The organism is Novosphingobium sp. KA1, from assembly GCF_017309955.1.
Classification (GTDB): Bacteria; Pseudomonadota; Alphaproteobacteria; order Sphingomonadales; family Sphingomonadaceae; genus Novosphingobium.
The window spans coordinates 386,195-398,513 of sequence record NZ_CP021248.1 but is presented as its reverse complement, the minus strand read 5'-3'; the positions used below and the strand labels follow the sequence as shown (position 1 = coordinate 398,513).

At 64.3% G+C, this 12,319-nt stretch carries 12 protein-coding genes; 7 read left to right on the top strand and 5 right to left on the bottom strand.

Features of this window, described 5'->3' with window-relative positions; translation table 11 throughout:
- Window positions 1-3 precede the first annotated feature (3 nt).
- The 7 genes from CA833_RS19560 to CA833_RS19530 all read left to right on the top strand — a co-directional run bounded on the left by CA833_RS19560 (window position 4) and on the right by CA833_RS19530 (window position 8,016).
- Window positions 4-1,758 (top strand): FAD-dependent monooxygenase, encoded by a 1,755-nt coding sequence (locus CA833_RS19560; RefSeq protein ID WP_207080859.1) that lies wholly within the window; start codon window positions 4-6, stop codon window positions 1,756-1,758.
- Between the two features lie 23 nt (window positions 1,759-1,781).
- Entirely contained in the window at window positions 1,782-2,720 is a 939-nt protein-coding gene (locus tag CA833_RS19555) for a VOC family protein (RefSeq protein WP_207080858.1), read from the top strand.
- Between the two features lie 12 nt (window positions 2,721-2,732).
- Window positions 2,733-3,998 (top strand): amidohydrolase family protein, encoded by a 1,266-nt coding sequence (locus CA833_RS19550; RefSeq protein WP_207080857.1) that lies wholly within the window; start codon window positions 2,733-2,735, stop codon window positions 3,996-3,998.
- Window positions 3,995-5,545, top strand: a complete 1,551-nt coding sequence (locus CA833_RS19545) for a carboxylesterase/lipase family protein (RefSeq protein ID WP_207080856.1) — start codon at window positions 3,995-3,997, stop codon at window positions 5,543-5,545. Before CA833_RS19550 ends, CA833_RS19545 begins: the two co-directional genes overlap by 4 nt.
- A 22-nt stretch (window positions 5,546-5,567) precedes the next feature.
- A complete protein-coding gene (locus tag CA833_RS19540) occupies window positions 5,568-6,224 on the top strand; it encodes a flavin reductase family protein (RefSeq protein ID WP_207080855.1) in 657 nt (218 codons plus the stop codon).
- Between the two features lie 104 nt (window positions 6,225-6,328).
- On the top strand, window positions 6,329-7,252 hold the full coding sequence (locus tag CA833_RS19535; RefSeq protein WP_207080854.1) for a transporter: 924 nt from the start codon (window positions 6,329-6,331) through the stop codon (window positions 7,250-7,252).
- Between the two features lie 212 nt (window positions 7,253-7,464).
- A complete protein-coding gene (locus CA833_RS19530; protein WP_207080853.1) occupies window positions 7,465-8,016 on the top strand; it encodes a hypothetical protein in 552 nt (183 codons plus the stop codon).
- Between the two features lie 195 nt (window positions 8,017-8,211).
- On the opposite strand, the gene CA833_RS19525 is transcribed toward CA833_RS19530, so the two are convergent.
- Genes CA833_RS19525 through CA833_RS19505 form a run of 5 tightly spaced genes read right to left on the bottom strand, consistent with a single transcriptional unit; the run spans window position 8,212 to window position 12,284 of the window.
- The gene (locus tag CA833_RS19525) at window positions 8,212-9,492 is read right to left on the bottom strand and encodes an amidohydrolase (RefSeq protein WP_242526544.1); all 1,281 of its coding nucleotides are present in this window, start codon (window positions 9,490-9,492) and stop codon (window positions 8,212-8,214) included.
- A gap of 53 nt (window positions 9,493-9,545) precedes the next feature.
- Complete coding sequence (locus CA833_RS19520) at window positions 9,546-10,100, bottom strand: cytochrome b (protein ID WP_207080851.1); 555 nt, start codon at window positions 10,098-10,100, stop codon at window positions 9,546-9,548.
- Window positions 10,097-11,026, bottom strand: a complete 930-nt coding sequence (locus tag CA833_RS19515; protein ID WP_207080850.1) for an alpha/beta hydrolase — start codon at window positions 11,024-11,026, stop codon at window positions 10,097-10,099. The genes CA833_RS19520 and CA833_RS19515 overlap by 4 nt, the downstream gene beginning before the upstream one ends.
- On the bottom strand, window positions 11,023-11,352 hold the full coding sequence (locus CA833_RS19510; protein WP_207080849.1) for a hypothetical protein: 330 nt from the start codon (window positions 11,350-11,352) through the stop codon (window positions 11,023-11,025). The genes CA833_RS19515 and CA833_RS19510 overlap by 4 nt, the downstream gene beginning before the upstream one ends.
- A gap of 2 nt (window positions 11,353-11,354) precedes the next feature.
- A complete protein-coding gene (locus CA833_RS19505; protein ID WP_207080848.1) occupies window positions 11,355-12,284 on the bottom strand; it encodes an alpha/beta hydrolase in 930 nt (309 codons plus the stop codon).
- Window positions 12,285-12,319: the final 35 nt, after the last annotated feature.

Genomic DNA, 12,319 nt, shown 5'->3' with positions numbered 1-12,319 from the left:
ACCATGACCGCACTCGTAAACGTGGATGTCCTGATCGTTGGAGCCGGCCCTGCCGGCGCATCGACCGCAATCTTTCTCGGCAAGCAGGGGATCAGTACGCTGATGATCTCCCGTAATCGCGGGACCGCCGACACCCCGCGCGCGCACATCGTCAATCAGCGCACTATGGAAGTCATGCGCGATGCAGGCCTTGAGGCCGATTGCCTTGCAGTTGGCTCGCCATCATCGGATATCGCCAACACCTTCTTCCTGCGCGGCCTCGCCGGCGAGGAAATGGCCCGCCAATGGGCCTGGGGCAATACGCCCGGCCGCATGGGCGATGTGAAGACGGCGAGCCCGTGCTCCTACCTCGACCTGCCGCAGACCAAGATGGAACCCATTCTCATCTGTGAGGCCACGCGCCTCGGCGTCAACGTGCGCTTCGAGACGGAACTGGTCTCCTTCGAGCAGGATGAGGAAGGCGTCACTGCCACCCTTCTCGACCGTATCAGCGACCGCGAGTTCCTCGTGTGCGCCAAGTACATGGTCGGCGCCGACGGCGCGAACAGCCGCGTCGTCAAGCAGCTCGACTTGCCGCTCGTCGGCCAGGGCGGCCTCGGCTCTGCGTACAACGTCCTGTGCGAGATGGATCTCACCCGGTATGTCGAACACCGCAAGGGGTCGCTCTACCTCATCCTCCAGGCCGGTGTCGCCGACTGGGCCGGCGTCGTCGTCTTCCGCATGGTCGATGCCTGGGACAAGTGGCTGGTCTCGATCTACATCCCGCCGTTCTACGAAGGGCCGGAAGCAACCACCGATCAGCTCATCTGGCGCATTCGCGAAGCGATCGGCGACCCTTCGGCTCAGGACCTCGCAATCAAGGTCCTCAACACCTCCAAATGGTCGATCAACGACATCCATGCCGAGACGATTTCCTCGGGGCGCGTCCACTGCATGGGCGATGCGATCCATCGCCATCCGCCCGCGGCGGGCCTCGGCTCCAACACCTGTGTCCAGGATGGTTTCAACTTGGCCTGGAAACTGGCGCTCGTCCTCCAGGGTAAAGCCCATCCCCGCCTGCTCGACAGCTTCAATGCCGAACGCCAGCCGGTGGCCAGGCAAATCGTCGCTCGCGCCAACCTCAGCATGTGGCAGGCCAATGGCCTTGCCGACTACCTCGGCGCCTGCCTCTTCAACGTTCAAAGTACGCAGGATGTCGACGGCAAGCTGGCAACGGCTGAAGGTCGCAGCGACTTCGAACGCCAGCTGCTCGACACACGCTACAACGGTGAGGGAATGGGCGTCGAGCTTGCCCGCAATTACGTCTCGGGCGCCATCGTTGCAGATGGGTCCTCGAAGCCGGAAACGGACGACGACGTCGAGCTGATTTATCGGCCTAACACCCGCCCCGGCTCCGCCCTACCTCACGGTTGGCTGGTACAGCGTAAACCGAGCCCGCTGGTCTCCACGCTCGACCTTGCCGGCAAGGGCAAGTTCCACCTGTTCGCCTCGCATGGCGGCGAAGCCTGGCAGGAAGCGGCACGCAAGGTGTCGGAAGAAACGGGCGTCGAGATCGGCGTGACGCTGATCGGCGTCGGCCTCGAGTTCGAAGACCCCTATCTCGACTGGTCCCGCGTCCGAGGCGTGTCCGACCAGGGCTGCGTGCTCGTGCGTCCCGACCTCATCGTCGGATGGCGCAGTGACGCTCTGCCCGCAAGCCCGGCCGCAGCCCTGGGCGAAGCGATGCAGCGCATCCTCGGCTGGTCGCCGGCCGAATAACCGCATTGGAGGCAGGACCTATTATGGACAACACCCATCTCATCACCCACCTGCGCCACGTCGGCTTCGCAATGCCGCAGCTCGAGGAGCAGCGCAGCTTCTACACCGAGCAGTGGGGCCTGGTCGAAGTCGGCGAACAGGACGGCGTTCACTTTTACGCCGCCCAGGGTTCATCCGAGCCCTATGTCATCCGTCTGCGCAAGGATGAGCGTAAACGCGCCGACGTCATCAGCTTCGGGACCGCTTCGCGCGCCAATGTCGATCACCTTGCGGCTCGCCTCGAGACTGAAGGCGTCCAGGTCATCTTCGGTCCGGCGGAGCTGACCACGCCCGGCGGCGGTTATGGCCTGCGCTTCTTCGATCCCGAGGGCCGTGTCATCGAAGTCTCCGCAGACCTAAAGCCGCGCCAGCACCGCGAGCTTGCCGAAGGCGAGTCCGTCCCGGTCAAGCTCTCACACTGCGTCATCAATTCGCCCGATCCGCTTTCGACAGTCGATTGGTACACGAAGAACCTGGGTTTCCAGGTCGTCGAGACACTGCAGATCCATGGTCGCACCCTTCTCTGGTTCATGCGTTCGGCAAGCCCGCAGCACCACGTTTTCGCGGTCGGCAATGCCCCGCACGTCGCCATGCATCACGTCTCGTTCGAAATGCGCGGTATCGATGAATTCCTGCGAGGCGTCGGCCGGATGGTTCGCGACGGCAACGAACTGATTTGGGGCCCCGGCCGCCATCAAAGCGGAGACAATGCCTATGGGTACTTCCCCGACGCTGCCGGAAACACTGTCGAATATACTGCCGGGATGAGCGAGCTCCAGGAGGGCTGGAGCGTGGTCGAGGGCGACCTTTCCGATCCTGCCGTCCTCGACATGTGGGGCACATCGAACGCTTGGGGCGAGAACGTCATGCGCGCCCACTTCAACTCGCCCGACGAAGGTCTCTTCGTCGCGCCGCCCCTCTGAAGGAGAGCTCCCATGGCAACGCTGATTGCGAACGCACAGGTCTTCGACGGCACGGGATCGCCGCTCCGGAAAGCCGATGTTCTGGTAGAAGGGAGCCGTATTGCTCGCATCGCTGAACATATCGAGCGGGCCGAGCTCAGCGACCTGACGATTATCGATGCTGCCGGCGCAACTCTGATGCCCGGCATGGTCGACGGCCACACCCACCTCGGCCTCGGGTCAACTCTCGAGCATCGTTCGGCGCGCAACGAGCCGGAAGAAGAACAGGCCCTGATCATTGCCCACAATGCCCGGGTCATGCTCGATCACGGCTTCACGAGCATCTATTCGGGCGGCAACCGGCGTCCGCGCGTCGAAGTGGCGCTGCGCAAGGCTATCAGCGAAGGTTGGATGCCGGGGCCGCGCATGCGGGCAACGTCATGGGAAGTCAGCGCGGGTACGATGGGCTCACCCTCGGCCACGCTTACGGCCACCTCCAACGAAGGGCACCTGGGTGCCTACGATCGGCCGCCGATGGTCGAGAAGATGCACCAATTCGTCCATGACATGGCCGACATCGGGGTGGACATCGTCAAGGTCCCGATCAACGGCGAGAGCGCGCTCGTCGAATACACCTCGCGCACACTCGAGTTTCGCGAGGAAGAGGTCGAGGCCGCCGGGATCGCTGCGCGCGAGCGCAATGTCTGGCTGACCGCCCATGCCCACTCGCCTGAGGGCATCCAGATGGCCATCCGCCATGGTTTCCGGGCACTCTATCATGTGACCTATATCGACGAGGCCAGCATCGAAATGGCGCTGAAGGCGCCGGAGCCAATCTTCTTTGCCCCCTCCCCCGGCAGCTTCTGGATGTTCGAGAACGCCGACACGCCGCCCTCGGCCGGAATGGAGGTCGATGTCGGAAAGGCGAGCCTTTGCGAAGTCGTGCCCCAGATGCTGAAGGCGGGCCTCAACATCGTTCCCGGCAGCGACTATGGCTTCGGCTTCAATCCGATCGGCCGAAATGCCAAGGACCTCGAGCTCTTCGTCAACTGGTTCGGCATGAGCGCTGCCGAGGCCCTGCGCTCAGCCTGCGCGCTTGGCGGGCAGCTGATGGGAATGGGAAGCGAGCTCGGCCTCGTGCGTGAGGGTTACCTTGCGGATCTGCTTCTCGTCGAGGGCGATCCCACGCGAAACATTGCGATCCTGCAGGACAAGGCTCGTCTCTCGATGATCATGCAGGACGGGCGCCTCCACAAGCTCGCGCCGACGCGTGCAGGCGGAGCAGGCCGGGAAGCATGATCGGGCAGCCCCGCCTCGACATGGAAGACCTGATCGGTGTCTCCGTTACCTCCGGCCATTTGCTGGGGCGGCGCGTAGGCGAAGTCTTCGCATTCAAGGGCGTGCCTTACGCCGCTCCTCCGGTCGGGGCGCTCCGCTGGCGCCCACCCCAGACGGTCGGTGCATGGGAAGGTAGCCGCCTCGCACTCGAGTTCGGGCCGGCTCCTGTCCAGGATCTGCCTCTACGTACGTCGCTCATCTACCGCCTCGGTCACGACGAACCGCGCGAACTCGCGATGAGCGAGGACTGCCTCTACCTCAACGTCTGGACGCCTGTGGCATCCGCCGCGGCAAGGCTGCCGGTGCTGGTATGGGTCCATGGCGGCGGCAACCGCGTCGGTCACGGCGGACAGGATCTGTTCGACGGCGCGAACTTTGCCGCGCGCGGCATCGTCGTCGTGACTGTCAACATGCGCCTCGGCGCACTTGGCTTTCTGGCCCACCCGGACCTCATCCGCGAGGATCCCCTGGGTGCAGCCGGAAATTATGGAGTTCAGGATGTCCTGCATGCCCTGCAGTGGGTTCGCGAGAATATCGCGGCCTTTGGGGGAGACTGCGGGCGCGTGACGGTGGCCGGTAACTCGGCGGGGGCGGCCACCGTCACGCATCTGATGGCTGCGCCTGCGGCACGGGGCCTCTTCCATGGCGCCATCGGCCAAAGCATGGCCGGTGCCTTCCGGGCCGAGGGCAGCATGATGACGCTGCGGCAAGCCGCTGAGGCGGGACAATCGGCGACGAGTTCGCTGGGCGCTACGCTCGAGCAGCTCCGCGATTTGCCGGCAACGGCTTTCCTCGGTGTCAACCAGCAAACCGTGATCGTGGATGGTCGCCTTCTCGTTGAGGACACGACCGAAGCATTCATGAATGGTCGCCAGTCGGCCGTCCCCCTTCTCGCGGGCTGGAATAGCGCGGAAGGCAGCCTCTACGCGACCTCCCAGGGGCTCAGCAGCCTGCAGATCGCGGGCTATCCGTCGGATATCCGAGCGCAAGTGGCGGAGCTTTACCCGAACGCGTCTACAGCTGCCTGGCACGACGATCGGCGACGCCTGGTGGGAGACCGCCGGTTTGCCTATCCGGTGTGGGGCTGGGTCCGCACCCATACACAAACGAGCGATGCGCCTTCCTGGCTCTATGAGTTCAGCCAGCCGCTACCGCTTCCAGAGGGCTTGCCTCCGCCACCCGACGGCGGCGGCGAGTATGGAACCTTCCACACGGCAGAACTGCCTTACGTCTGGGACAACCTCGATGCGAGAGCATGGCGCTGGACCAGCGAGGATCGCAATTTGGCGGGCCTGATGGCGGACATCTGGGCGACGTTTGTGACCCATGGCGACCCGAACACCGGCGGCATGCCGGTCTGGGATGCCTTCGATGCTGCCGCAGAGAACCATCTCATGCGACTTCGCGCTGGCCCCGCCATTGGCCCCACCATCGGCCCCGCCGAGGCACGGCAAGCGTTCGATGTCTTCGACAAGCTTTTCCCTGGCGACATCGCCGTTCAATCCTGATCCGCAAATGCACGAGATATCCATGAGCCACGACCTTCAAACCTCCGGCGACTTCATTTCCTACGAACAGAAGTCGGTGCTCGAGACGCTGCCATTCGACCCATACGCTGCGATTGTCGGCCCCCGACCGATCGGCTGGATGGGCACGCTTTCGAAGTCGGGTGTTGCCAACCTGTCGCCCTACAGCTTCTTCAATGCGCTCAACCATCAGCCTGCGCTCCTGGGCTTTGCCAGCATCGGCTACAAGGATACGGTCCGCAACATCGAGGAGACGGGGGAATTCACCTGGAACCTCGTCTCGCGTGATCTCGCCGCGCAGATGAACCAGTCGAGCATATCGGCGCCCGCCGATATCGACGAGTTCGCGATGGTCGGACTGACGAAAGCCACCAGCCACTCGATCGCTGCGCCGCGTGTGGCCGAGGCTCCCGTCAGCCTTGAATGCCGCCTTTCGGAAATCGTGCGATTGAAGGACGCGCAAGGCAAGGAAGGCGATACCTGGTTCGTCTACGGCGAAGTCGTCCATGCCCACATTCACAAGGATCTCTTGGTCGACGGCATCTTCGACACCGTTCGAGCACGGCCCGTGCTTCGCGGCGGCGGCCTCTCAGACTTCTTCGAGATCATCGAAGCCAGCAGGTTTCCGATGCTGAAACCTGAAGACTACCGGCACGAATAACGCCGGCGAGGGTCGCTGGCCGTCAGCTTCGCGCGGCTACCGGCGACCCTTTCAACGAAATCCAAAAGAAGCGCTCCGGCGCCAGAACATCATGGGAGAAGTTCATGAAAGGCCTTACCGCTGCATCCGTTGTCGTGTCCGCTTTGCTTGCAGGGGGCACGGCGCAGGCGACCGAAAACGGGAACCCGCAATACCCCTTGGGCGTCAACACGGTGGCCGCAGGCTTCCTGCCCGCCGAAGGCACGTTGCAGCTCTTCAATTATTCGCTCGCCAACAGCGCGGGCGAATACAAGGGCGCGAATGGCGAGAACGTCATTCCTGATTTCGACCTGTCGGTACAGGCAAACGTTGCCCGTTTTCTCTATACGGTGCCGGTTGACCTCGGCTATTTTCGCTACACCACCGGCGTTGTCATCCCCGTCGTCCATGCGCGCGCCAAGGCGTTCGGCCACAAATCGAGCGACACGGGCGTCGGCAACATCATCGTCGAGAATTATCTCGGTCACGTGAGCAAGGACTACAAGTTGGCCTGGTACTTCGGCATGGATACTTTCCTGCCGACAGGTCCATACGATCCCACCAAGGCGACCAATGTGGGGGCGAACTACTACACTTTCGCGCCCATGGCTTCGGCATCGTACATGCCCACGCCCCGCCTCGAATTCAATGCGTCGGTCTACCTCGAGATCAACACGAAGAACAAGGCGACGGCCTATCGCTCCGGTACCGACGTTGATTTCGACTACAGCGCCAACTTCCGGCCCTTCATGGAAAAGCTGCCCGCGCTCCAGGTGGGCCTCAACGGCTACGTCTACAAGCAGCTCGCCGACGACGAACTCGAGGGCCAGAAGATCGGCAATCGCGGTCAGGCCCTCGCGATCGGCCCGCAAGTGCGGTACGATTTCTCGCGTACCTCTGGAATCGTCTTCAAGTACCAGCACGAATTCGCGGTCCGCAATCGGCCAGCCGGGGACCGCTTCTGGCTGCAGTTCACCGTTCCTCTAGCCGGACGCCGCGCCGGCCAATAAGACTCCTCCCCTGCCGACCAACCCTACCTCCCCGGCGCGACCGTTCCTGGATCGCCGCGTCGGGGACAGCCCACTATCACTGGCAATGATCGCGGTTATCTTGCTACCGCAGTTGCTGCCCCTCGAACGGTTTCATAGTTTCGCGGTCATAGAACCGGCAACCGAAAGCCGGGATTTGCCAGAGGCCCAGCCTCTTGGAGGAGAGGCAACCGATGACGCAGCTGGCAACCCCGGAAACAGAAGCGGGCGCGCATAAGGCCGAGGCAGGCGGTAATGCCGCAGTGGACGTGACGTTCCGGAGATACCTCGCGGCCGAGACCGCGATCGCCTTGATCATGAGCATAGCGATGTCTCTGCTTGCGGCCCTGGCGATTTTCGGGGGAAGCCAGAGCATTGCGATCAAGGGCATGGACGGGCTCTGCTTCGATATGGTCGTGCAGTCCTTCATGGTCGCTCTGATGATCGTGCTTGCTGCGACCATTCTGACGCGGCGCCGGCGTCGGCGCGGCATTCGGATCGAAGCTGCGCCGATGCCCCTGCGCCTCCCTTTCAAGAACGCGATCGCTCGCGCCGTCTCCGCAGCGGTCACCTCCGCGGCGGTCTTTGGCGGCGCCGGAGCGCTGCTCGTCTGGACTATAGGCGCCGAGCCATGGAACCTGGCAGGCGTCTATGGCCTCAAGATCGCATGGGCCATTGCAATCGCAGTGCCCGTCACGTTGGTTGCAATCGGTCAGGCCGTGAGCGAGGAACTTGTCGAGCTCTAGCAGTCTAGGTCTCGCCGATCGAACGACTACCTCCTATAATCATCAAGTGTGAATAACTTAATCGGATCGAAAGCTCCACTTCCTATCCCTGCCGTCAGGATCCACGTCATCCTAAATATCGCCGCGACTTTCCATCCAATCACTTAACGATCTAAATTGTTATCAACACTTCATAACCATTGCCCCAATCTGTAATCAAAGCGCTGGATCCAAGTACCGCATTACCGTCAGAACATGGGCGGTAACGCCGATCGGTAGGACGGCCTCGTCTATGTCGAAACGGTCGCTGTGATTGGTGGGTGCATTCGCCTTGCCGGTGAAATGTGGGGTGGAGCCAAGAATGTAGTAGACGCCCGGAATCTTCATCTCGAACGCCGAGAAATCCTCGGCCGCGCCGCGATACAGCGCTTCGGTGTCGACCCCCGCACGGCCCGCCGCCTGCCTGAGCGCGGGCAGGACTTTTGCCAGCAGTGCCGGATCGTTCGCGGTCACCAGATTCTCGTCGTGGAAACGCACGTCGGCTTCGGCTCCGTAACTGGCAGAAAGGCCATTCACGAGAACCCCGATCTGCTGCTTGATCGCATCGCGGCGTTCCTCGCTGAAGGTGCGGATCGTTCCTTCCAGGCTGGCCTGCCCCGGCAGGACGTTCACGCGGTTGCCCGCCTGCATCGCGCCTATCGAGATCACATTGGGAAATTCGAACACGTTGAACCGGCGGGCGGAGATCGTCGTCAGCCCCTTGACGATATCCGCGCTCAGGTTGACGAGGTCGGTCCCTTCCCACGGCCTGCCGGCATGGGTCTGCCGCCCGGTCAGCTTGATGTAGATCGAGGCCGAGCCCGAGAGGAACGGGCCGGGCCGCACGTCGATCCGCCCGACCGGGCCCGGTTCCACATGAAGGCCGAAGATCGCTTCGGGCTTCAGCGCGTCAAGGGCACCTTCCTTCATCATCAGCGCCGCACCGGCTTCCTGATCCTTCACGCCTTCCTCGGCGGGCTGGAACACGAAGACCACGGTGCCGTGGATACGGTCGCGCATGCCGGCAAGCACTTGCGCGGCGCCCATCAGCATCGCCGTATGCGCATCGTGCCCGCAGGCATGCATCACCGGGGTCGGCGTGCCATCGACGTCGACCACCGTGGTCGAGGCGAACGGCAGGCCGGTGGCTTCCTTGATCGGCAGTGCGTCCATGTCCGCCCGCAAGGCCACGACCTTGCCGGGGTACTTGCCCCGCAGCACGCCGATCACGCCGGTATGGGCGATCCCCGTCCGCACTTCGTCGAACTTGAGCGCGCGCAAGTGTGCGGCGACCAGCGCGGCAGTACGCGTCTCCCGATTGCCGAGTTCGGGGTGCTGGTGGATATCGCGCCGCCAGCCGATCACGCGCGGATTCACGGCCTGAACGGCAGCCTCGATGGCGGGCGGGACGGCTGAAGGCGCCTCTTCGGCATGCCCCGGCACAGGGGCAAGAGCCAAAAGGGCAATCGCCGCCGGAATCCGGCGCAGAGATACGGGAAATTCCATTAGGATCAGCGAGCCTGTCGAGAGAGGAAGGGGATCATGCGCGCCGCCAGACCGTCACGGGCGACAAGGTGCCGCACGGCGCCGGCCAGATGCAGCGCCAGAAGGGCCCAGAGAGCCTTGACCAGCAGGCCGTGGGCTCCGGCGGCGGCCCGCGCGGTGGGACGCGAGGTTTCCAGCGGCAGGTCGGGCCAGGGAAACAGGCCGAACCAGTGCTTGGGCAAGTCGAGCGGCGAAGCGGATGCGATGACCCAGCCCGAAACCGGAAGCGCGATCAGCAGCGCATAGAAGCCAAGGTGTGTAGCCCCGACCAGCGCCCGCTGCCCGGTACCGAGCCCCGGCGGCAGCGGCGGAGGCGGTGTGACCAGCCGCCAGCCGAGGCGCGCCAGACTGAGCACAAGGATCATCACGCCCAGCGACATATGAAGCTGGAACGCCTCCATTTTCTGCGGCCCGCGTGGGCGGCCTTCCATCCAGTATCCCGCCGCAAGGTTCGCCGCGACCAGCACCGCGCCGGTCCAGTGCAGCGCCATCGCGGTGCGCGAATAGCGTTCCGGGCTCATCGCGCAGGCTCGAACTGGCTATCGGGCAGCAGCGCGAACCGCACGCCCAGACTGGCGCCCACCGCCGCGCCGGAACCGTGGTCCTCTCCGGCAAGTACCTTGTGGCGCATTGTCAGGCCTTGCTTGCCCTCCAGCAGCGCGGCCATCCGGCCCACGCCGTCGACCATCGCGAACTTGTCGAGCGCGGCTTTCTGCTCCGCCGCGCCGGAAGCCGCCAGCGCTGCGGGACTGAGCGCCTGTTCGTACTCGCCGATGGTCATCAGCAGGCGCGGATGCCCGGCCAGCGGCTTGTCCCTGAAAGCCTGAGCCTCGGTGAAAAGACTGCCGCCGCCCCACCAGACAGAGGGGCTGATCGCCACATAGCTGGTGAAGGCATCGGGGCGCGAAAACAGCGTATGCAGCACGAAGAGCCCCCCCAGCGAATGGCCCAGCAGCGTCTGCTGCTTCGCATCCACCGCGACCTTGCCCGCGACGAGCGGCTTCACCGCGGTCTGGATGAAATCGAGGAAGGCATCGGCCCCGCCCGTTTTCGGCCCCGGCGGCGATCCCGCGGGCAGCGGTGTCGTCAGGTCGAAGGTGCGCGCGGGCCCATCGAACAGCGCTTCGGTGGGATAGCCCACGCCGACCACGACCGCCGGTTCGATGCCGGTCCAGCTCGGCCGAAAGCTCTGCATCCGGGCGGTATCGCGCACGGTGGGAAACAGGGCATTGGCGTCCATCACATAGATCACCGGATAGCCCGCAGCGGGTGCGGGGCCGTCGGGGATCGCGATGCTGATCCGATAGGTCCGCCCTTGCGGTCCTTTCAGTTCCAGCACCTCGACCGGCTTTGCGACAGGCGCCGGGGCCGCGGTATGGGCAACCGCCGGAGCTGCCGCGATAACCGGTGCGAATGCAAGGCTGATGGGGACAAGAAGCTTTTTCATTCGACCGGCTTCGTCCCGTGCTTCGCGTCCATCGCGTTGCGCTCGTCATGAAGGGCGTTGTGAATGTCGTCCGGCAGGGAGTCGACATTGGCCTTGAGCTTCGCCAGCCAGGGCTTGCGCACATCGTCCGGCAGAGTGCGGATGCGCAGGCGCAGTTCGTAACGCTGCTCGGGCGTCATCGCGGCATAGTCCTTGCCGCTGGGCACGGGCGGAACGTCGACCGGGGCGGTCTGCGTGGCAGCGGCGGGCGCATCGGCCAGCACGGGTACGGCCATGCCCGATGCGGCGAGGCCGAGGACGGCAGGGGCGAGAATTTTCAGGATCACGATCACTTTTCCTTGGAAGCGGAAGCGGAAGCGGGAGGAACCGGCGCGCCCTCGGGCGGCCGCAGAACGAAACGGACGGCGCGGCTGATCGCGGCGGGAACCACGGAGGCGTGAGTCTCGCCCTCGAACATGTGGAAGCGGGCATCGGCGCCCTGCGCTTTCAACGTCGCGGCCAATGCGCGGGCATTGTCGACCTGCTTGAGCGCGGCCAGCGCCTTGATGCGATCCGGGCCGAGCATGGCCACTTCCTCGGCGCTCGGCACCTGCTCGTTCTCGCCCGCCATCAGCAGGAGCGAGCCCTTGTGGCCGCCTGCGGGCGGACCGGCCGCAGCCAGCGCGGGCAAGTGGAAATGGCGATACCACAGCGAGGCGCTGGCCGCCGCGACATGGTCGAAAAGGCCGGGATGGCGCAGATAGACGTAGGCGGCAAAAAGACCGCCGTAGGAATGGCCGAACAGCGCCTGACGGCGCGGATCGATCGCCGCGCGGGCCGCAACGGCGGGCTTCAATTGCTGCTCGATAAAGGCAACGAAGCTTTCCGCGCCACCTGCCAGCCGCTGCGGATTACTCTCATCGTACTCGGGCGCCGGGCCGGTCGGCGGGGTATAGTCGAAATTGCGCGAGACGATGTCGATCGGCTGGTCGGTGTCGTAGCCGATACCCACCACCACGGCGGGCTGATAGCGCGCAAGGAACGCCTCCAGTCGCACCGCTTCCACGGTCGTTGCGAAGAAGGCGTTGCCGTCCAGCACATAGATGACCGGCCAACCCTCCGCCGGAGCAGGCCCCGGCGGCACCGCCATCATGACCCGGTAATGGCGCTGGCCGTCGGCCGAGGTCATGTCCCATTGCGTCGAACCCGGCACCGTGACGGCAGGGCCCTGCGGCCCGATGTTGGCGGAACCCGGAGCCGCAAGACCGGGCGCTGCCACGACAGCGAGCAGACAGGCTGCGAATAGGGCTGGCG